Here is a 20,414-nt window from a genome sequence, read left to right as displayed (position 1 = left end):
GGGTGCTGGATATGGTAACTGCAGCGGAGAAAGAAAATATTAAAGTAATAGTTTTCCAACTAATGGATAAAGAGTATGCGATACCTGTCAACCACGTTCAAGGGATAGAAAAAATGATGCACATCACCCGTGTGCCAAGAACTGAAAAGTTTGTAAAAGGTGTCATCAACTTGCGCGGGGTCGTAACACCGATCGTCGATTTAAGGGAACGGTTTGGTCTGCCTCCTGTGGAAGATACTGAATCGGTTCGCATTATCATTGTTCAATTGGACGATATCGAAGTGGGATTTGTCGTTGATTCCGCCAATGATGTCATCGATATTCCGGTCAACTCAATAGAACCTCAGCCCGAAGTCGTTGGGGTGAAGGAAGAAGCCTTTATCTCTGGGGTGTCCAAGATTGGGAATCGTTTACTGATAATGCTTCATTTAGATAAAGTGTTGAATTTATCTGAATAGACTATTGAAAAAGTAGGGATACATATGAAACATCCTGGCATGAATTCATTGCATTTGGACATTCTCAAAGAAATCGGGAATATTGGTGCTGCCCATGCCGCCACTTCCCTTTCGAATATGTTGAATAAAAAAATCGATATGCGTGTTCCAAAAGCGGAAATGGTTACCTTTAATGAAATGATGGAACTGATGGACGGACCTGAAAAGGTTGTCGTGGGAATCTATTTGCGAATTGAAGGCGATTTGGAAGGAAGCATGTTCTTCATTTTGCCTATTGAACAGGCGAACCGGTTTATTCAACGCCTGATTCAAGATGACCGGTTTGATTTCCGCAGCAACGCATCCGATATTGGAATGTCCGCAATGCAGGAAATGGGAAATATTTTATCCGGTTCTTACTTATCCGCCATGTCCGACTTTTTGAATTTAAAGGTGTTTCCTACCGTTCCGGGTTTAAGCATTGATATGTTTGGGGCAATTATCAGTGTCGGTCTTATTGAGATTTCCCAAGTAAGCGATTATGTAATTGTCATTGACACATCCATTTTGGAAGAAGGGCTGGAGAGCGAAATGAAAGGACATTTTCTATTGCTGCCTTCTCCTGAGTCTTTTGACGTAATTTTTAAAGCGTTAGGGGTTGAATAATATGTTTACTCCACAATCAGGGAAGGTTGTCAAAGTGGGTATTGCCCAAATGGATGTGGTCAAATTTCCCGATACAATACGAACATCAGGACTGGGATCATGTGTGGGAGTCGTTTTATATGATGAAACGAAAAAGATTGCCGGTCTTGTTCATATTATGTTGCCGGACTCTTCGCTGAGCAGTACGGATACAATCAATACGGCAAAATTTGCAGATACAGGCATTAAAGGACTTGTGGAAAAACTGTTAATGGAAGGTGCCCAAAAATATCGTTTAAAAGCGAAAATTGCCGGAGGAGCACAAATGTTTCAATTTTCTTCCGCAAAAGAAATGATGAGGATCGGTCCCCGCAATGTCGAAGCCGTGAAAAAAGTGCTTAATGAATTGGGGATTCCTCTTGTGGCGGAAGATATTGGCGGAAATAGCGGCAGGACGATTGAATTTGATCCTGCAACGTGCAAATTGATGATTCGTACAGTCAATCAAGGAGTGAGTGAAATTTGATGTATGGTTCAATTTTTTTGAATTGTTGGGGAAGTTTAATCACATTTTCAATCACATTTGCAATCATGTACCAGGTTTCCATCTTTCCTTCGCAAATTTTACTCGTATCTTTTTTTGCTGCACTCGCCGCCTTCATTTTATTGTTTGCTGTACGATATCTCATTGGCTATATTCTATATACGCCGGATGATGGGCTCTTTGAAGAGTTTATTGAAGGCACCGATGAAAACAACAGCGTTCAAGAGGAGGAAGATGAGATTTCAGAAAGGGACACAAATTCTTTGAATCAATCCTCGAAAATGGAGTTTCAAGATGAAAGCTCGGAAGAAATAGCCAAACTTGTCCGTTCAATGTTGAGTGAATAAGATGCTTAAGTACTATTATGTTCAGTGATAAAATCCGCTTTTTAGGCTCTTTTCCATAAGGATTGAGCAAAAATACTCACCGTTAACCGCTTGATTTGGTCCTATAGAATACTGTGTTTTTTATACCTTTCTTTGGTATAATGATTAGTAATAAAAGGCGTATCGTAAAGAAAGGTGGGTTCGATGGTTAGCAAGCTAGATGAGCAGCAATTATGGAATAGCTGGATAAATGATCGGGATCCGCAAGCAGGAAATTTACTGATAAAAAAATATAAACCCTTAGTTTCTTATCATGTTCAAAGAATTGGTTCAGGGCTTCCGAAAAATGTCTCCCGGGATGATTTGACAAGCCTGGGAATGATGGGACTTTTTGACGCCTTAAATAAATTTGATATCAATAGAGACTTGAAATTCGATACATATGCTTCATTCCGTGTCCGGGGAGCCATCATTGACGGCCTTAGAAAAGAGGATTGGCTGCCACGATCGGCGCGGGAAAAAGCAAAAAAAATGGAAGCGACCATTGAACAACTGGAGCAAAAGTTGATGCGTCATGCTACTCCTGAGGAACTGGCGGAACATATGAACATGCCTGTTGAAGAAGTATATCAAACGGTGCAAGAGCATTTCTTCTCGAATATATTGTCTCTCAATGAACCCCAGCATGATCAGGACGAAGGAGAAGGAAAGTCATTTGTCATTCGGGACGAAAATGTCAGAACACCGGAACAGGAAACGATACATAAAGAGCTTATAGAAGAATTGGCAGAAAACATAAAAAAATTAAGTGAGAAAGAGCAACTGGTACTGAGTCTTTTTTACTCTGAAGAAATGACATTGACAGAAATCGGGGAAGTATTGAATTTATCCACTTCCCGCATTTCACAAATTCATTCAAAAGCGTTGTTGAAACTGAGAAAACTGTTGTCAAATGAGATGAACGCCTAAAGTGGGTGGAACTTATGAGTTTAAAAGGTGTTGAATTGCAAATCGCCATTCCCAAAACGGTGGATGCCGGCAAAATTGCTGAGCAGCATCAACAAAATGTTGTTCAGCAACAATATCATGCAAATGATGCGTTGAACAGGGAAATTGAAAGAAAGCAACTTACCGTGAACGACACCGAGAAAATCTCTGAAGTATCCGACAATAATGAAAAAAAAGGCACGGGAAAAGACCAAGATAAAAACAAAAAAGAACGCAAGAATCAGCAGGAACATCAGGAAGCGAAACATCCATATAAAGGAAATTTTATTGATTTAAGCGGATAGGAGATTATATGGCTACAGTATTTATTATTATACTCACCATTTCCCAATTAATAAGTTTTTATCTTATTTTTATTTTAAATTCCAAGATGTCAAAATTTAAGGACTTGGAATCGCGGCAAGATAAGATGATGGAAGAAATGGAAAATGCAATCAGCGTATATTTATTGGAAATCAAGGAAGAAAACGACCGGTTCATTCATGAATTAACGAAAATAAAAACTTCTCAGCAAAAAAGCGTCCTCAATTTGCAAGCGGGTACTGTTCCTGATCCTATTGGGAAAGAACCAGTGGAAGATGATTTACAGAAAAACGTGGTGAACCTGGATGCAATTTTGCCTACAATCCCTAAAGCGATTGCCAAAAATGCTTACATCCAACAAAAAAAGAACATGGCCAAAGAGCAAGAAAACATGCCGGATGTGATAGCAAATGAAAAAAAAGGGCATAAACTAAATGATGAAATGCTTCAGAAGGATGTATCTTTGAAAGACAAAGTATTGGCGCTGCATCAGGAAGGAAAGTCCATCGAAGAAATCGCAAAAATTACGCAAAAAGGAAAAACGGAAATTGAACTATTGTTAAAGTTCCAAGCATAAACTTCTTGCACAGTAAAAGGCTTTGTGTTATATTACCAATTGGTGTGATAATTACACACGCATTTTGATGGGTAAGTGGTGCTTAAAAGTAATCTTTTAAGTTGCTTATTCCATATGAAAAATGCGGAGGAATAAAACCAATAGTAGGAGGAAAATTCATGTCAGTAATCTCAATGAAACAATTATTAGAAGCAGGTGTACATTTCGGTCACCAAACTCGCCGTTGGAATCCAAAAATGAAAAAATACATTTTTACTGAACGTAACGGCATTTACATTATCGACTTGCAAAAAACTGTAAAAAAATTAGAAGAAGCTTACGAGTTCATGCGTCAAGTTGGTGCAAACGGCGGTAAAGTTCTTTTTGTTGGTACGAAAAAACAAGCACAAGACGCTATTAAAGAAGAAGCTGAACGTTCTGGCAACTTCTACATTAACCAACGCTGGTTAGGTGGAACATTAACAAACTTCGACACAATTAAAAAACGTGTTGCACGTATGAAAGAAATCGAAAAAATGGAAGAAGAAGGAATTTTTGATGTTCTTCCTAAAAAAGAAGTTATGAAATTGAAAAAAGAACATGAACGTTTAGTGAAATTCCTTGGCGGTATCCGCGACATGAACGAATTACCTGATGTACTATTCGTAGTTGACCCACGCAAAGAACGCATCGCTGTAGCTGAAGCTCGTAAATTAAATATTCCGATTGTAGGAATTGTTGATACAAACTGCGATCCAGATGAAATCGACTACGTAATTCCTGCAAACGATGATGCGATTCGTGCTGTGAAATTATTAACAGCTAAAATTGCAGATGCTCTTATCGAGTCTAAACAAGGTGAATCAGAAGCTCCAGCTGAAGAAGTAGTTGCTGAGTAATTCACTGCTACAAAGGTGATAAGTGACTGTTTCACTTATCACCTTTTTTTGAGAAACAATGGTTTCTTACTTTGTAAAATGGCTAAAACTTATAGTAAACAATCATGATCCAAGGAGGAACTTTCAATGGCAATTACTGCACAATTAGTAAAAGAACTTCGTGAAAAAACGGGCGCAGGTATGATGGATTGCAAAAAAGCCCTTGTAGAAACAAACGGTGACATCGAAGCTGCCATCGATTACCTACGTGAAAAAGGTTTGGCTTCTGCAAGCAAAAAAGCTGACCGTATCGCGGCTGAAGGTACAACTTACATCTTAACTGAAGGAAACGAAGCGATCATTTTGGAAGTGAACGCTGAAACAGACTTCGTTGCGAAAAACAGCCAATTCCAAGAACTAGTAAAAAGCTTGGCGGAACAATTATTAAAAGCTAAACCTGAGTCTTTGGAAGCTGCATTGGAAGTGAAAAACGAGGAAGGCGCAAGCATAGCGGAACAAATTTCAACTGCTGTTGCGACAATTGGTGAAAAAATCACTCTTCGCCGTTTCGAAATCAGAACAAAAACGGATGCAGATGCTTTTGGTTCCTACTTGCACATGGGCGGCCGCATCGGTGTATTAGTTGTTCTTGAAGGTACTACAAATGCTGATGCAGCGAAAGATATCGCGATGCACATTGCGGCAATCAAGCCAAAATATATCTCCCGTGATGAAGTGCCTGCGGAAGAAGTTGAACGTGAACGCAAAGTGTTGACTGAACAAGCATTGAACGAAGGAAAACCTGAAAACATTGTGGCAAAAATGGTTGAAGGTCGTCTTGGAAAATTCTTCGAGCAAGTTTGCTTATTAGAGCAAGCATTTGTTAAAGATTCTGATCAAAAAGTTCGTGATTTCGTGAAATCAGTTGGCGGTAACGTAACTTCATTCGTTCGTTATGAAGTAGGAGAAGGCATCGAAAAACGCGAAGACAACTTTGCGGAAGAAGTTATGAGCCAAGTAAAAGGAAATAAATAATCGTAGAATAAATACACAAACTTTATGGGGAGCACTCTAAGTGTTCCCTATTTTTCAGAAAAGAATTTTAAATTAACGCATAACGGAGGTTTACTATGAGTGTGCCGCAATTCAAACGAGTAGTCATTAAAATAAGTGGTGAAGCATTGGCAGGAGAAGCAGGATTTGGCATCTCCCCAAAAATTATTAAATCAGTGGCCGAAGATATCAAAGAAGTAGTGGATCTTGGAGTGGAAGTTGCAGTTGTTGTTGGCGGAGGAAACATTTGGCGTGGTAAAATAGGTAGTGAAATGGGAATGGATCGTGCTTCTGCCGATTATATGGGAATGCTTGCAACTGTCATGAACTCCCTCGCATTGCAAGATGCTCTGGAAAAATTGGACGTGGAAACTCGTGTACAATCTTCTATTGTGATGACCCAAGTGGCGGAACCTTACATACGTCGAAAAGCGGTGCGTCATCTCGAAAAAGGGCGTGTCGTGATTTTCGCTGCTGGAACTGGAAATCCATTTTTCTCCACAGATACAACGGCTGCATTGCGGGCTGCCGAAATTGATGCGGACGCTATTTTAATGGCAAAAAATAATGTTGATGGCGTTTATTCAGCGGATCCCAAAATTCACCAAGATGCAGTGAAATACGAAACACTCACTTATTTAGAGGTCATTCAGCAAGGTCTTCAAGTAATGGATTCCACAGCTTCCACATTATGTATGGACAACGACATCCCATTAATAGTATTCTCTATAATGGAAAAAGGTAACATTAAACGGGCTGTTTTAGGCGACAAAATTGGGACAGTTGTTAGGAGGAATGCATAATGAATAGTGTATATGAACAAGCGAAGGAAAAAATGAACAAGTCGATTACCGCTTTTACTAGAGAACTTGCATCGATTCGTGCAGGCAGAGCAAACGCAAAATTACTGGACCGGATTACTGTCGATTATTACGGGGTACCAACTCCGGTGAATCAGCTTGCAGGGATCACTACTCCGGAAGCGCGCCTTCTTGTAATCACACCCTATGACAAGTCCATTTTAGGGGAAATTGAAAAAGCCATTTTAAAATCGGATATTGGTATTACCCCTACAAATGATGGAAATGTAATCCGTTTAACAATTCCTCCTTTGACTGAGGAACGTCGTAAAGAGTTGGTGAAAGTCGTGAAAAAAGAAGCGGAAGAAGCAAAAGTGGCCATCCGGAATGTACGACGTGACGCAAATGATGAATTGAAAAAATTGGAGAAAAACGGGGAAATGACGGAAGACGAATTACGAGGACATGTGAATGATATCCAAAAACTAACAGATGAGTTCATTGCAAAAGTTGACAATTTAGCAAAAGAAAAAGAAGACGAAATCCTTTCAATTTAAAGGTTTGTCAAAAAGAACTTTCCATAGGCTGTGACGTCCTTTTCTTCAGGACGTCTTTTTCATTTCATATTATGCATAGGATTTGTTGATTGAATAATAATAGAAATTTCAATAAAGTCATCGGATTAAACATAAGTTATTAAAAGAATTAGAAAAAATGCAAATAATTCTTTAGGAAATGAAAGACACATATATTGGTTTTTGATATTATTAATTAGAATACGTCCAAAACGTTGTCAGGTGGGGGAATACATGGTATTTTACAATTTTTTTAGGAAAACTAAATATGCAAAAAAGGCATCCAAAATGGATGGCAAAATTGAAGTGATCCCTTCCCATATTGCAATCATTATGGACGGCAATGGACGTTGGGCGAAGAAGCGGGCTATGCCACGTATCGCTGGTCATCATGAAGGGATGAAGACCGTTCGGAAAATTGCGCGCGTGGCAGATGATCTTGGAGTGAAAGTTTTAACGCTGTATGCTTTTTCAACGGAAAACTGGAAGCGTCCTAAAACAGAAGTGGATTATTTAATGAGCTTGCCAGAAAAATTTCTTGATGATTTTTTACCGGAAATCATAGAGCGAAATATCTGTGTTCAAATGATTGGCGAAAAGGAAGGTTTGCCGGAACATACAAAAAAAGCAATTAATAATGCGATGGAAAAAACAAAAAATAATACAGGACTTATTTTGAATTTTGCATTAAATTATGGCAGCCGCGCAGAGATTGTGAAAGCGATGAAAAAGATGATGGCGGATGTTCAGGAAGGAAAATTGTCCATCGATGCCATTACGGAAGAAACGATGAACCAATATTTGATGACATCCCATCTGCCGGAACCGGATCTTTTGATTCGCACGAGCGGGGAAGTACGATTAAGCAATTTTATGCTTTGGCAATTGGCTTATACAGAATTTTGGTTCACTGATACCCTCTGGCCGGATTTTGATGAAGAAGACTTTATGGAGGCGATTTATGCCTATCAGAGAAGAAATCGTCGGTATGGTGGATTGAAAGGAGAAGAAATTAATTGAAGCAACGGATTATTACGGGAGTTGTGGCAGCTGCATTTTTCATCCCGTTTGTCATCTATGGTCAACTCCCATTTACCCTATTAGTTTATGCAATGGCTACAGTAGCAATGTTTGAACTTCTTCGAATGAAAAAAATGTCTGTTTTTTCAATACCAGGATTCGTTGGTTTCTTGACCGTGTATGTTTTATTAATGCCGGATTCATGGGCGGATAAAGTTCATGAAGTCACTTCTTATAGCAAATTGGAATTTCTTGTCATTGCGGCCCTTTTGTTATTGATTCATTCTGTCATTGTAAAAAACCATTTTACTTTTGATGAGATTGGATTCGTACTTCTGTCCGCATTATATATCGGTATCGGCTTTTATTATTTGATTGAAACGAGAAACGCCGGGCTGGAGTTCATTATTTTTGCCCTGCTCATCGTTTGGTGCACCGATTCAGGGGCGTATTTTACCGGAAGAAAATTCGGGAAAAACAAATTATGGCCGGAAATTTCGCCAAATAAGACCGTTGAGGGGTTTTTCGGAGGAATACTCACAGCGGTTGTTTTCGCATGCATTATGCAAATGATTTACCCATTTGATAAACCTTGGTTTATACTAGTTCTTGTAACGATTGTAAGTTCTGTATTCGGACAATTGGGCGATTTGGTAGAATCCGCTATAAAAAGGCATTATGATGTGAAAGATTCAGGGAAGATTCTTCCGGGACATGGGGGAATACTGGATCGTTTTGACAGCTTATTGTTTGTATTACCATTACTTAACTTGTTGCATTTCGTCAGTTGATGAAGGGAAGGACCCATGTTGAAAAAAATCAGTTTATTAGGCGCAACAGGTTCGATTGGATGGCAAACTTGTGATATTTTGAAAAATCATCCAGAAGAATTTCAACTTGTTGCTTTTTCTGCTGGAAAAAATATAGAAAAAACAAGGGAAATTATTAAAACATTGAATCCTGAACTGGTTTCTGTGCAAGAAGAAAAAGATGCACATGCATTAAAAAAAGAGTTTCCTCATATACATTTTACATACGGTGACAAAGGGTTGATAGAAGTGGCCACTCACCCGGAAAGCGGAGTATTGGTGAATGCGGTTTTGGGCAGTGTTGGACTGCCTTCCACATTGGCTGCCATCCGCATGGGCAAAACGATTGCGATTGCCAATAAAGAGACCCTTGTTACCGCTGGGCATCTGGTCATGGAAGAAGCGAAAAAGTATCATGCACCCATTTTGCCTGTTGACAGTGAGCATTCAGCCATATTCCAGTCGATGAATGGTGAAAATCCGAAACAAATCAAGCGGCTGATTTTGACAGCTTCCGGTGGTGCATTCAGAGATAAAACCCGCGATGAACTGAAACATGTGACAGTGAGGGATGCTTTGAATCATCCGAACTGGTCAATGGGCGCGAAAATAACGGTTGATTCGGCGACGATGATGAATAAGGGGCTGGAAGTGATTGAAGCCCATGTGTTATTTGATATGCCCTTTGAACAGATTGATGTGTTGCTTCATAAAGAAAGCATCATCCACTCGATGGTGGAGTTCCATGATACAAGCGTCATTGCCCAATTGGGAACCCCGGATATGCGTGTGCCGATTCAATACGCATTAAGCTATCCGGACCGATTGCCTCTGATTGGCGGGAAGACGTTAAATCTGGCGGAAATCGGACAGCTGCATTTCAAAGCAGTGGATTTTGACCGGTTTAAAGCGTTAAAACTTGCTTATGAAGCAGGTCGAATGGGCGGAACGGTATTAACGGCAATGAATGCAGCCAATGAAGCGGCAGTGCAACTGTTTTTACAGGAAAAGATCCCATTCTTGGAAATTGAGGAAATTATCGAACGCATGATGGACAGCCATAACAATATTCTAAACCCGGATTTGGAAACGATTTTGCATGTGGATAGGGAAACAAGAAAAAAAGTGCTTCATATGGTACAATAAACTTGAGCTCAGCTCTAAAGGTGGTATACTATGCAAACAATATTAGCATTTATCCTCGTATTTGGATTAATCGTTTTCTTTCATGAATTTGGGCATTTTATCTTTGCGAAACGTGCAGGCATATTAGTGCGGGAATTCGCCATTGGTATGGGACCTAAGCTTTTTGGCATGAAAAAAGGGGAAACGTTATATACGATCCGATTATTGCCTTTGGGCGGCTATGTCCGGATGGCCGGTGAGGATTTCGATCAAATTGAGCTGCAACCTGGTTATCGGGTAGGTCTCATATTAAATGATGAAGAAAAGGTCGAGAAGATTTATTTAAATCAAAGTGTCCGACATCCGAATGTGTTATTTATGGAAGTGGAGCGGGCAGATTTAAATAAAAAATTATGGATTGAAGGTTACGATGAAGAAGAGCGTTTAGTCCGTTTCGACATTGCCCGGAATGCAATCATTGTTGAAAATGGGGAAGAAACGTTAATTGCACCATATGATCGGACTTTTGAAGCAAAATCGTTATGGCACCGTACACTTACAATCTTTGCGGGACCGTTGTTTAACTTTATTTTGGCTTTTGCCATTTTTATATTCCTCGGTATATTCCAAGGAGTGCCAACGAATGAACCGATTATTACGGAAGTGGTCGATGACAGCCCAGCCGCTGAAGCAGGGATGGAAGCAGGGGACTATGTAAAATCCATTAATGGAACACCGGTTAAAAAATGGGATGAATTGACCGATTTTGTAAAAGAGAATCCTGGAAAAGAGCTTTCATTCATTGTTGAACGGGACGGACAGCAAGTGGAACTATCCGTCGTCCCTGAAACAGTGAAAATGGAAAACGGTGAAAAAGTTGGACAAATTGGTGTCATGTACCAAAGTCCGCTTGTGAAAAATCCAATCAAAGCCATTGGCTATGGTTTTCAACAAACGTGGGAATACACCCTTTTAATTCTACAGGCGCTGGTGTATTTAATTGCAGGGAACTTTACCCTTGATGACTTGGCCGGTCCTGTCGGCATTTACCAATACACCGGGGAAGTGGCAAAACACGGCTTCTTCACCCTTATGTACTGGACAGCGGCATTGAGCATCAACTTGGGAATCATGAACTTGCTTCCGCTTCCAGCCTTGGACGGTGGCCGCTTAATGTTCTTCGGCATTGAGGCATTGAGAGGAAAACCTGTCGATCGCAAAAAAGAAGGCATGGTTCATTTGGTGGGAATTGTGCTCTTAATGATATTAATGATTGCTGTCACATGGAACGACATTCAACGATTGTTTTTCCAATAAAAAACGCGCGTCAAAAATCGCCATCCGATGGAACGACGGGGCGATTTTTGCTTTTTCATCATCAAATTTTAATATTGGATGCATCATTGCAAGATTTATTGATAAGTGAATCAATGCAGTAAATAAATATCAAAAAAATGTATATACTCAACACTTTGATGGGTATGCTATTCTATTAAAAAAGATAGAAACTGATAAAGGTGGAGCACTTATGAAGCAAAGTGTAACGTTGATCCCAACGATGCGGGAAGTGCCACAAAATGTTCATACGAAATCTTGTCAAATGTTGCTGCGTGCAGGATACATACGTCAACATTCAAAAGGCACCTATTCCTATTTGCCATTGGCGAAGAGGGTATTAAAAAAGATTGAAACAATCATCCGGGAAGAAATGGAGAATAAGGAAGCGATTGAAATTGAATTGCCTTCCATCCAATCGGTTGATTTGTGGAAGCAGTCAGGGAGACTGCATTTTTTCGATGAAGAATTGATACATTTCCAAGATCGGAACAAACAGGAATTTGTCATCGGACAAAGTATGGATGTAATGACTTCCATTGTGCGGGATGAAATAAAAACCTATAAAAAATTGCCGATCACCTTTTACCAATTGCAGAAAAGAATTCGGAGAGAAAAGGAATTGCGCTTTGATTTATTCCATGCGCAAGAGCCTTTAATGTTGGAAGCTTATTCTTTCCACGACAGCGACGAAAGTTTAAATCACACGGTTGAAGAAATGATTGGAACATTTGAACGGATTTTTTCTTATTTGGGATTAAATATTCAAATGGTGGAAGCGGATCCGGGGCCTTTCGGAAATGAATCTTACGAGTTTGTCATTTTCTCGGATATCGGACAAGAAATCATTGCTTGTTCAGATCAATCGAATTATGCCGTCAATGCGGAAATCGCAAAAGTATCTACCGAATATGAACGCTCCACTGAAGAAATGAAGCCGCTTGAAAAGTTGGCTACGCCGAATGTCCAGACGATTCAGGAATTATGTGATGTTTTGCAAGTGGAACCAAGTCAATGCATAAAATCACTTGTATTAAACGTCGACGGGGATATCACCGTTGCTTTAGTCCGCGGAGACCACCAGCTGAATTTAAGGAAAATAGCCAAAGTTTTGAATACAACGAATGTACAATTTGCCGGTGAAGAAGAAATCAAAAAACACATAGGCTGCTCCAAAGGATCAATCGGCCCGTTAAAACTGCCTATCGATATCAAAGTGATCGCGGATAATGGAATCAAATCCGTTGTAAACGCTGTCACTGGCGCCAATGAAGACGGCTATCATTATATCAATGTGAATCCGGATCGTGACTTTGCCATCAATCTGTACGAAGATATCCGATTTATCGAAGAGGGAGACCCTTCCCCTGATGGACAAGGAAGCATTCAGTTGAAGAAGGGGATTAAGCTCGGCCGTGTAATGAAATTAGGAAATCGGTATATGGAAAATATGCAGGCAACCATCGCCGGCGATGAGGGGAAACAAATTCCATTGCAAATGGCAAGTTACGAACTGGAATTGACACGGATTTTTGCCACACTGGCGGAACAATGCCAGGATGATAGAGGATTTATATGGCCGAAACATCTGTCACCTTATGATTTGCATCTGATGGCGATCAATGTTAATGATGAAGCGCAATTGAACCTTGTAGAGCAGCTGTACAATATTTTAACCACTTACCGATATGATGTTTTATACGATGACCGGGACGAACGGGCAGGTGCAAAGTTTGCGGACAGCGATTTGATTGGTTTGCCGATACGGATCACCATTGGGAATAAGGCGTTAACAGGAATGGTGGAAGTAAAAAATCGAAAAACGGGCGAAACAATCGAATGCGTAAAAGAAGAGTTAATCGACCGTTTAAATGAATTTTTTCGAACACAATAAATCCAAACAGTCTTGAAAAAATAGTGTATACTTAATAGATGGCAGTTAAAATAGAATTCGCTCTTCTATAGACGAGACGCCTCACCGTCTTGCCTGATAGAGTTTTGCGAATTCTTTTCATTTTTTATTCCATCAAGGCATTTTTCAATTAAAGGTGGTGAGTTGGATGGAAAACTCAAAAGCGAGAGAGCGTTTATTGACGCTTTTATCCCAACTGAAACTGACGGAAGATATTTACATGTCTTTCTTTGAACATGGTGAACTGAACCGATTGACGGTTCATAAGAAAAAGAGAATTTGGAATTTCTCATTGAAGCTGAAAAATATTTTACCTTTTCAAGTGTACCAACTATTCTCTTCCCGATTAAAGGAAGAATTTCAACATATTGCTCAAACGGAAATTTCGATACAGACGGAAAATCCGCAAGTAACAGATGATCTCATTTCCGATTATTGGATGACCGTCGTTGAACGCATCGACGCTTCGCCGCCTGTAAAGAAACGTCTCTCATGTCAATTGCCAACCTGGACGGGAAGCAAAATGGTTCTTTCCTGCATCTCTGAAATGGAGCAATTGACATTAAAATCGAAGTACCGGGAAATTATTTCGGAAACTTATGCTTGTTTTGGATTTCCAGCAATTCCAGTGGATTTCAAATTAGTTGAAGCATCGGAGGAAGAAAAGCTGGAGCAGGAAAAATTAATGGAACAGCGCAGGTTGGAAGAAGAAGAACTGGCCAGACAAGCCATTATAGATTTCCAAAACAGGGAAAAAGAAAAGAAAGAATCTTCGTCTTCCAACGGGCATGCTGAAGAAGGTCCGGTACAAATCGGCTCAATCATTCACGATACTGAAATTATGGATATCAAATCGATCGTTGAAGAAGAACGCCGCATCGTCATTGAGGGACATATTTTTGCCGTGGAAGTAAAAGAGTTAAAAAGTGGCCGTTCCCTTTTGGAAATCAAAATGACCGACTATACGGACTCCATCCTCGTGAAAATGTTTTCCCGCAACAATGATGATGCCGAGAAGATGGCCCGCCTGAAAAAGGGCATGTGGGTAAGGGTCAGAGGATCAGTGCAAAATGATACGTTTGTCCGTGAATTGGTCGTGATTGCAAATGATATCAATGAAATTCATAAAGAGCCGAGAAAAGACACGGCACCTGAAGGCGAAAAACGGGTGGAATTGCATTTACATACACCAATGAGCCAGATGGATGCAGTGACACCGGTGGACCGCATTGTGGAACAGGCCGCAAAGTGGGGGCATTCCGCTGTGGCAATTACGGATCATGCTGTCGTCCAAGCCTATCCGGAAGCCTATGCCGCCGGAAAAAAATATGGCATAAAAATCATTTACGGTTTGGAAGCCAACTTGGTGGATGACGGTGTTCCGATTGCTTATGAAGAACGGCATATCAAACTGGATGATGCCACTTTCGTTGTATTTGACGTGGAAACAACCGGATTATCCACTGCCTATGATGTGATTATTGAGCTCGCGGCGGTCAAAATACGCGACGGCAAAGTGATTGATAAATTCGAACGCTTTGCCAATCCGCACCGGCCGCTTACAGAAAAAATCATCGAATTGACGAATATTACGGATGACATGTTAAAGGACGCACCGGAAGTGGATGATGTGATCCGTGAATTCCATGAATTTATCGGAGATGCCATTGTGGTTGCCCACAACGCGTCCTTCGATATGGGATTTTTGTATGCAGCGTACGAAAAAGCGGGCATTACAGGGGTGAAACATCCGGTCATCGATACGTTGGAATTGTCCCGCTTATTAAATCCGACACTCAAAAATCATCGTTTGAATACATTGTGTAAAAAATACGGCATCGAACTTGTACAGCACCACCGCGCAATCTATGATACGGAAGCAACGGGCTACTTGCTGTTGCAATTATTGAAAGAAGCCAAAGAAAAAGGGATCGAATACCATGACGATTTTAATAAATTCATGGGCGGAGAAGACTCCTATAAACAATCCCGGCCTTATCACTGTACAATTTTAGTGGTGGATAATGCCGGATTAAAAAACTTGTTCAAATTGGTGTCCATTTCCCACACTCAAACATTTTACCGGGTTCCCCGCATCCGCCGTTCCGATTTGATGAAACATCGGGAGGGGCTGATTATCGGATCCGGCTGCAGCAACGGGGAATTGTTCGAGACGATGATGAACAAATCTCCGGAAGAAGCGGAAGCGGTGGCTGAATTCTATGATTATATTGAAGTTCATCCAAAAGCCGTCTATTCCCAATTGATTGACAGTGGAACAATCCATGATGAATGGCATTTGGAAGACATTATCCGCAAACTTGTGAAGCTCGGCAAAAAAATGGATAAGCCGGTGGTGGCGACCGGGAACGTCCATTATTTAAATGAACATGATGCCATTTACCGGAAGATTTTGGTGGCTTCCCAGGGAGGGGCAAATCCATTAAACCGCTATCCATTGCCGAAAGTGCATTTCCGTACAACGGATGAAATGATCGAAGAATTCGCCTTTTTGGGAGAGGAAGTGGCGAAGGAAATCGTTGTGACCAACTCCCAAAAAATTGCCGATATGATCGGCGATGTGAAACCGATCAAAGATAAATTGTACACGCCGATCATTGAAGGGTCCGATGAAGAAATTAAACGCTTGACCTATGAAATGGCGCATAAAATTTACGGCGAAAAGCTGCCGGAAATCGTGGAAAAACGGCTTGAAAAAGAATTGAACTCGATTTTGGGACACGGGTTTGGGGTGGTTTATTTAATTTCCGCAAAACTCGTGAAGAAGTCCTTGGAGGATGGATATTTGGTCGGCTCACGGGGTTCCGTCGGTTCATCCCTTGTCGCGACGATGATGGAAATTACGGAAGTCAACCCGCTGCCGCCTCATTACATCTGCCCGAACTGCCACTATTCCGAATTCTTTACGGATGGTTCGGTCGGTTCAGGATTTGACTTGCCGAACAAGGATTGCCCTGAGTGCGGTACGCCTTTGAACAAGGACGGACAGGATATTCCATTCGAAACGTTCCTTGGATTCAACGGGGATAAAGTTCCGGATATTGACTTGAACTTCTCCGGGGAATACCAGGCGCGGGCCCACAACTATACGAAAGTCTTGTTCGGGGAAGATAAAGTCTACCGCGCGGGAACAATTGGTACCGTTGCGGAAAAAACCGCTTACGGCTTCGTAAAAGGTTATGCGAATGACAATAATATCAATTTCCGTTCGGCGGAAATTGACCGTTTAGTGCAAGGCTGCACCGGTGTCAAACGGACGACCGGCCAGCATCCGGGCGGTATTCTTGTTGTTCCTGATTATATGGATATTTACGACTTCACTCCGGTGCAATATCCTGCCGATGCCCAGGATGCGGAATGGCGTACGACCCATTTCGACTTCCATTCAATCCACGACAACATTTTGAAATTGGATATTCTGGGACATGATGATCCGACAATGATCCGCATGCTGCAAGATTTGACGGGCATCGATCCTAAAACGATTCCACCGGATGACCCTGATGTCATGGCCATCTTCACAGGAACGGAATCTTTGGGCGTGACGCCTGAACAAATTTTATGCAATACGGGAACTTTAGGTATTCCGGAATTTGGAACGAAATTTGTCCGTCAAATGTTGGAGGACACAAAACCGAAAACCTTCTCTGAGTTGTTAAAAATTTCAGGCCTATCCCATGGTACGGATGTATGGCTTGGAAATGCCAGCGAATTAATCGCAAATAATGTATGTTCCTTCTCAGAAGTCATCGGTTGTCGTGACGACATCATGGTGTACTTAATTTATAAAGGATTGGATCCTTCGCTCGCTTTCAAAACGATGGAGTCGGTCCGTAAAGGGAAAGGCTTGACGGAAGATATGGAAAAAGCGATGAGGGAACATGATGTGCCTGACTGGTATATTGAATCATGCAAAAAAATCAAGTACATGTTCCCGAAAGCCCACGCAGCCGCCTATGTATTAATGGCTGTCCGCGTGGCATACTTTAAAGTCCATTTCCCTCTAGCCTATTATTGCGCTTATTTCTCCGTGCGTGCCGAAGACTTTGACTTGCCGGCGATGATAAAAGGGGCCAGAGCGATCCGCACGAGAGTCGAAGAAATTAACGCAAAAGGCTTGGATGCAACGAAAAAAGAAAAAGATTTATTGACCGTTCTTGAAATAGCCCTTGAAATGTGCGAAAGAGGCATGAGCTTCAAAAATGTAGATTTGTACAAATCGAAAGCCACAGAATTCGTCATTGAAGGGAATTCCCTCATTCCGCCGTTCAATGCGATCCCTGGTTTGGGGGAAAGTGTGGCGAAACAAATTGTGGCGGCAAGGGAAGAAAGGGAGTTTTTATCGAAAGAAGATTTGCAAACACGGGGCCGCGTTTCCAAATCTTTGATTGAATACATGGAGCAATTGGGCGTGTTGGAAGGTCTGCCTGATGAAAATCAGCTGTCTTTATTCTAAATCCTTTTGCCTGGAATGATTTTGCATCCGTCAAAGATGCGGTGGCACAGTTTCTCATATTTGCATTTCTTAAGAAATTGTGCTATTGTTAAATCAATAATTTGTTGATAGTCTTGCAGCAAAAGAGTGGGGTTTCCCGCTCTTTTCTATTGTTTGTTTGAATTGAGTCTAGGTGCAGCTCTCCACCAGGAGGGTAGCGATTGCTTTGTACACGGAATGCGAATTTCACCATGATTGGTGGAATTTCTGTTTTTAGTCTAGGAAACAGGACGTTGGGAGGATTTTATGAGCAAAATTACTTCTACAGTAGAACAGCTGGTCACACCGATCTTAGAGGAATTGAATCTTGAATTAGTGGATATTGAGTTTGTGAAAGAGGGACGCGCTTGGTTCCTCCGTGTATATATCGATACTCCTCAAGGTGGAATTGATATTGACCAATGTGCACTTGTCAGCGAGCGATTGAGTGCCTTGTTGGATGAAAAGGACCCTATAGAACAAAACTATTATTTAGAAGTTTCCTCTCCTGGTGCGGAACGCCCATTGAAGAAAGAATCCGATTTTGAGAAAGCCATTGGCAAATACGTATATATCAAAACGTATGAGCCGATTGAAGGCATGAAAGAGTTCTATGGTTACTTGAAATCCAACAGCGAAGATAGCCTGGAAATTGAAGTTCGCATAAAAACACGCAATGTTCTTATAAAAATCGGAAAAGAAAAGATTGCCAAAGCTCGCCTGGCAATCGATTTTTCATCAAATTAATTAGGAGTGAAATGAAAAGATGAGCAGTGAATTACTAGATGCTTTAAATGCTCTGGAACAGCAAAAAGGCATTTCAAGGGAAATATTGGTGGAAGCGATCGAAGCTGCACTGGTTACCGCATATAAACGCAACTTCAATCAAGCGCAAAATGTACGTGTTGATTTTAATCAAGAAACAGGAGAAATCAAAGTTTTCTCAAGAAAAGAAGTTGTGGAGGAAGTGGAAGATCCACGCCTGCAAATTTCATTGGAAGAGGCCAGAAAAATCAACAGTGTTTATGAACCTGGCGATATTGTTGAACAAGAAGTGACTCCCCGCAACTTCGGACGGATTGCTGCACAAACGGCAAAACAAGTTGTGACCCAACGCGTACGTGAAGCGGAAAGAAGCGTCATTTATGAGGAATTTGTCGATCGCACAGATGATATCGTCAATGGAATCATTGAGCGGAGAGATGCGCGAAATATCTATATCAATCTTGGAAAAGTGGAAGCCGCTTTGCCTTTAAATGAACAAATTCCAGGGGAAGAGTACAAACCACAACAACGCATTCGCGTCTACATTACAAAAGTGGAAAAAACGACTCGCGGACCGCAAATCATCGTTTCCCGCACACATCCAGGGTTGCTTCGAAGATTGTTTGAAATGGAAGTGCCGGAAATTTATGAAGGAATTGTGGAGATAAAATCCATCGCCCGTGAAGCCGGGGATCGTTCCAAAATCTCAGTTTACGCGCACGATCCGGAAGTGGATGCCGTTGGTGCATGTGTTGGTACGAAAGGGGCACGGGTACAAGCGATCGTCAATGAATTAAATGGCGAGAAAATTGATATTGTGGAATGGTCAGAAGATCCGGTAGTCTTTGTTGCCAATGCATTGAGTCCATCCAAAGTGTTGGATGTCATTGTGAATGAAGAAGAGAAATCCACAACTGTCATCGTTCCGGATTATCAGCTTTCATTAGCGATTGGCAAACGGGGACAAAACGCGCGACTTGCAGCAAAATTGACAGGCTGGAAAATTGATATTAAAAGTGAATCCGATGCTCGGGAATTAGGAATTTACCCGAATGAAAACAGTCCTTTCATCGAAATCGAAAGCGACAATCAGGAAGAAGAACCTTCTTTTGATCCAATTGATTACGACCTATATCAAGATGTCGATGGTGATGAAGAATAATAAGTTGGGATATTCCAGATAACACGAAAAATGGAATGCGTTGAGCTGATAGGGAAGGTGATATACGTGCCAACGAAAAGAAAAGTTCCATTACGCCGCTGTGTTGTAACAGGTGAAATGTTTCCAAAAAAAGAATTGCTTCGCGTTGTCCGCTCCAAAGACGGTGAAGTATCAGTGGATCCGACTGGAAAAAAGTCCGGTCGCGGCGCATATATTTCCAAATCTGAAGAAGCGGTGGAAAAAGCCCGCAGCAAAAAGATTTTAGAACGCCATTTAGAAGTGAAAATACCGGATGAAATTTACGATGAGCTAATACGGCTTATTCGCAGGGAGCAGCTTTTCAAAAATGAATAAAGAAAAGATTTTGCAGCTTCTGGGATTGGCGACGAGAGCGCGGAAAGTCGTTACCGGTGAAGAATTGGTGATCAAAGAAATTCAAAAGGGCAATGCGAAGTTAGTCATTCTTTCTTCGGATGCATCCCAAAATTCAAGAAAAAAAATTCAAGATAAATGTACGCATTACAACGTTGAATTCCATTCGTTCAGCGATCGTTATGAGCTGGGACATGCGATTGGCAAAGAAAAACGGGTAGTGATTGCCATTACCGACCAGGGATTTGCCAAAAAGCTGTCCAGTCTGCTCAACGAAAATTAATCGGGGGTGAG

Annotated in this window: 21 protein-coding genes; all 21 read left to right on the top strand. The window is 41.2% G+C overall.

Annotation, left to right across the window (positions count from 1 at the left end; translation table 11 throughout):
• The first annotated feature begins 11 nt into the window (after positions 1 to 11).
• The 21 genes from NSS77_RS00255 (at position 12) to NSS77_RS00155 (ending at position 20,403) form a co-directional block, all read left to right on the top strand.
• Positions 12 to 458 (top strand): chemotaxis protein CheW, encoded by a 447-nt coding sequence (locus tag NSS77_RS00255; RefSeq protein WP_342469851.1) that lies wholly within the window; start codon positions 12 to 14, stop codon positions 456 to 458.
• A 24-nt stretch (positions 459 to 482) separates the two neighbouring features.
• Positions 483 to 1,103, top strand: a complete 621-nt coding sequence (locus NSS77_RS00250) for a chemotaxis protein CheC (RefSeq protein ID WP_342469850.1) — start codon at positions 483 to 485, stop codon at positions 1,101 to 1,103.
• Position 1,104: 1 nt separating this feature from the next.
• Positions 1,105 to 1,608: a chemotaxis protein CheD gene (locus NSS77_RS00245; protein WP_342469849.1), complete on the top strand. Its 504-nt coding sequence runs from the start codon at positions 1,105 to 1,107 to the stop codon at positions 1,606 to 1,608.
• Complete coding sequence (locus NSS77_RS00240) at positions 1,608 to 1,973, top strand: hypothetical protein (RefSeq protein WP_342469848.1); 366 nt, start codon at positions 1,608 to 1,610, stop codon at positions 1,971 to 1,973. The genes NSS77_RS00245 and NSS77_RS00240 overlap by 1 nt, the downstream gene beginning before the upstream one ends.
• Positions 1,974 to 2,156: 183 nt before the next feature.
• Positions 2,157 to 2,921, top strand: a complete 765-nt coding sequence (locus NSS77_RS00235) for a FliA/WhiG family RNA polymerase sigma factor (RefSeq protein WP_342469847.1) — start codon at positions 2,157 to 2,159, stop codon at positions 2,919 to 2,921.
• Between the two features lie 14 nt (positions 2,922 to 2,935).
• Positions 2,936 to 3,244: an RNA polymerase subunit sigma gene (locus tag NSS77_RS00230; protein ID WP_342469846.1), complete on the top strand. Its 309-nt coding sequence runs from the start codon at positions 2,936 to 2,938 to the stop codon at positions 3,242 to 3,244.
• An 86-nt stretch (positions 3,245 to 3,330) separates the two neighbouring features.
• The gene (locus NSS77_RS00225; protein WP_342469845.1) at positions 3,331 to 3,840 is read left to right on the top strand and encodes a hypothetical protein; all 510 of its coding nucleotides are present in this window, start codon (positions 3,331 to 3,333) and stop codon (positions 3,838 to 3,840) included.
• Positions 3,841 to 3,998: 158 nt separating this feature from the next.
• On the top strand, positions 3,999 to 4,718 hold the full coding sequence (rpsB, locus tag NSS77_RS00220; RefSeq protein ID WP_342469844.1) for a 30S ribosomal protein S2: 720 nt from the start codon (positions 3,999 to 4,001) through the stop codon (positions 4,716 to 4,718).
• Between the two features lie 126 nt (positions 4,719 to 4,844).
• A complete protein-coding gene (tsf, locus tag NSS77_RS00215) occupies positions 4,845 to 5,732 on the top strand; it encodes a translation elongation factor Ts (RefSeq protein WP_342469843.1) in 888 nt (295 codons plus the stop codon).
• A 95-nt stretch (positions 5,733 to 5,827) separates the two neighbouring features.
• Entirely contained in the window at positions 5,828 to 6,553 is a 726-nt protein-coding gene (gene pyrH, locus NSS77_RS00210; protein WP_342469842.1) for a UMP kinase, read from the top strand.
• Positions 6,553 to 7,107 (top strand): ribosome recycling factor, encoded by a 555-nt coding sequence (gene frr / locus NSS77_RS00205; RefSeq protein WP_342469841.1) that lies wholly within the window; start codon positions 6,553 to 6,555, stop codon positions 7,105 to 7,107. The genes pyrH and frr overlap by 1 nt, the downstream gene beginning before the upstream one ends.
• 252 nt (positions 7,108 to 7,359) lie before the next feature.
• Positions 7,360 to 8,145, top strand: coding sequence for an isoprenyl transferase (locus NSS77_RS00200; RefSeq protein WP_342469840.1), 786 nt, complete (start codon positions 7,360 to 7,362; stop codon positions 8,143 to 8,145).
• Positions 8,142 to 8,936 (top strand): phosphatidate cytidylyltransferase, encoded by a 795-nt coding sequence (locus NSS77_RS00195; RefSeq protein WP_342469839.1) that lies wholly within the window; start codon positions 8,142 to 8,144, stop codon positions 8,934 to 8,936. The genes NSS77_RS00200 and NSS77_RS00195 overlap by 4 nt, the downstream gene beginning before the upstream one ends.
• Positions 8,937 to 8,954: 18 nt before the next feature.
• Positions 8,955 to 10,100: a 1-deoxy-D-xylulose-5-phosphate reductoisomerase gene (dxr, locus tag NSS77_RS00190; protein WP_342469838.1), complete on the top strand. Its 1,146-nt coding sequence runs from the start codon at positions 8,955 to 8,957 to the stop codon at positions 10,098 to 10,100.
• A gap of 30 nt (positions 10,101 to 10,130) precedes the next feature.
• A complete protein-coding gene (gene rseP, locus NSS77_RS00185) occupies positions 10,131 to 11,396 on the top strand; it encodes an RIP metalloprotease RseP (RefSeq protein ID WP_342469837.1) in 1,266 nt (421 codons plus the stop codon).
• Positions 11,397 to 11,607: 211 nt separating this feature from the next.
• On the top strand, positions 11,608 to 13,308 hold the full coding sequence (locus tag NSS77_RS00180) for a proline--tRNA ligase (protein WP_342469836.1): 1,701 nt from the start codon (positions 11,608 to 11,610) through the stop codon (positions 13,306 to 13,308).
• 166 nt (positions 13,309 to 13,474) lie between these two features.
• Positions 13,475 to 17,803, top strand: coding sequence for a PolC-type DNA polymerase III (locus NSS77_RS00175; RefSeq protein WP_342469834.1), 4,329 nt, complete (start codon positions 13,475 to 13,477; stop codon positions 17,801 to 17,803).
• A gap of 285 nt (positions 17,804 to 18,088) precedes the next feature.
• The gene (rimP, locus tag NSS77_RS00170) at positions 18,089 to 18,568 is read left to right on the top strand and encodes a ribosome maturation factor RimP (RefSeq protein WP_342469833.1); all 480 of its coding nucleotides are present in this window, start codon (positions 18,089 to 18,091) and stop codon (positions 18,566 to 18,568) included.
• Between the two features lie 19 nt (positions 18,569 to 18,587).
• Positions 18,588 to 19,748 (top strand): transcription termination factor NusA, encoded by a 1,161-nt coding sequence (gene nusA / locus NSS77_RS00165; protein WP_342469832.1) that lies wholly within the window; start codon positions 18,588 to 18,590, stop codon positions 19,746 to 19,748.
• 66 nt (positions 19,749 to 19,814) lie between these two features.
• Positions 19,815 to 20,102, top strand: coding sequence for a YlxR family protein (locus NSS77_RS00160; RefSeq protein ID WP_342469831.1), 288 nt, complete (start codon positions 19,815 to 19,817; stop codon positions 20,100 to 20,102).
• Positions 20,095 to 20,403 (top strand): YlxQ family RNA-binding protein, encoded by a 309-nt coding sequence (locus NSS77_RS00155; protein ID WP_342469830.1) that lies wholly within the window; start codon positions 20,095 to 20,097, stop codon positions 20,401 to 20,403. The genes NSS77_RS00160 and NSS77_RS00155 overlap by 8 nt, the downstream gene beginning before the upstream one ends.
• Positions 20,404 to 20,414 lie beyond the last annotated feature (11 nt).

The organism is Ureibacillus sp. FSL K6-3587, from assembly GCF_038593165.1.
Lineage (GTDB): Bacteria > Bacillota > Bacilli > Bacillales_A > Planococcaceae > Ureibacillus > Ureibacillus suwonensis.
Note: the sequence above shows the minus strand (reverse complement) of the source record. Positions and strands in the feature narration are given on the sequence as shown.

What these genes read in the sequence shown, in the direction of transcription:
- tsf (WP_342469843.1), top strand. Translation starts at nt 4,845, where the DNA reads ATGGCAATTACTGCACAATTAGTAAAAGAACTTCGTGAAAAAACGGGC.
- rpsB (WP_342469844.1), top strand. Translation starts at nt 3,999, where the DNA reads ATGTCAGTAATCTCAATGAAACAATTATTAGAAGCAGGTGTACATTTC.
- NSS77_RS00180 (WP_342469836.1), top strand. Translation starts at nt 11,608, where the DNA reads ATGAAGCAAAGTGTAACGTTGATCCCAACGATGCGGGAAGTGCCACAA.
- NSS77_RS00245 (WP_342469849.1), top strand. Translation starts at nt 1,105, where the DNA reads ATGTTTACTCCACAATCAGGGAAGGTTGTCAAAGTGGGTATTGCCCAA.
- NSS77_RS00250 (WP_342469850.1), top strand. Translation starts at nt 483, where the DNA reads ATGAAACATCCTGGCATGAATTCATTGCATTTGGACATTCTCAAAGAA.
- NSS77_RS00175 (WP_342469834.1), top strand. Translation starts at nt 13,475, where the DNA reads ATGGAAAACTCAAAAGCGAGAGAGCGTTTATTGACGCTTTTATCCCAA.
- NSS77_RS00200 (WP_342469840.1), top strand. Translation starts at nt 7,360, where the DNA reads ATGGTATTTTACAATTTTTTTAGGAAAACTAAATATGCAAAAAAGGCA.
- frr (WP_342469841.1), top strand. Translation starts at nt 6,553, where the DNA reads ATGAATAGTGTATATGAACAAGCGAAGGAAAAAATGAACAAGTCGATT.
- NSS77_RS00235 (WP_342469847.1), top strand. Translation starts at nt 2,157, where the DNA reads ATGGTTAGCAAGCTAGATGAGCAGCAATTATGGAATAGCTGGATAAAT.
- rseP (WP_342469837.1), top strand. Translation starts at nt 10,131, where the DNA reads ATGCAAACAATATTAGCATTTATCCTCGTATTTGGATTAATCGTTTTC.
- NSS77_RS00155 (WP_342469830.1), top strand. Translation starts at nt 20,095, where the DNA reads ATGAATAAAGAAAAGATTTTGCAGCTTCTGGGATTGGCGACGAGAGCG.
- NSS77_RS00230 (WP_342469846.1), top strand. Translation starts at nt 2,936, where the DNA reads ATGAGTTTAAAAGGTGTTGAATTGCAAATCGCCATTCCCAAAACGGTG.
- NSS77_RS00225 (WP_342469845.1), top strand. Translation starts at nt 3,331, where the DNA reads ATGTCAAAATTTAAGGACTTGGAATCGCGGCAAGATAAGATGATGGAA.
- NSS77_RS00240 (WP_342469848.1), top strand. Translation starts at nt 1,608, where the DNA reads ATGTATGGTTCAATTTTTTTGAATTGTTGGGGAAGTTTAATCACATTT.
- pyrH (WP_342469842.1), top strand. Translation starts at nt 5,828, where the DNA reads ATGAGTGTGCCGCAATTCAAACGAGTAGTCATTAAAATAAGTGGTGAA.
- NSS77_RS00255 (WP_342469851.1), top strand. Translation starts at nt 12, where the DNA reads ATGGTAACTGCAGCGGAGAAAGAAAATATTAAAGTAATAGTTTTCCAA.
- nusA (WP_342469832.1), top strand. Translation starts at nt 18,588, where the DNA reads ATGAGCAGTGAATTACTAGATGCTTTAAATGCTCTGGAACAGCAAAAA.
- rimP (WP_342469833.1), top strand. Translation starts at nt 18,089, where the DNA reads ATGAGCAAAATTACTTCTACAGTAGAACAGCTGGTCACACCGATCTTA.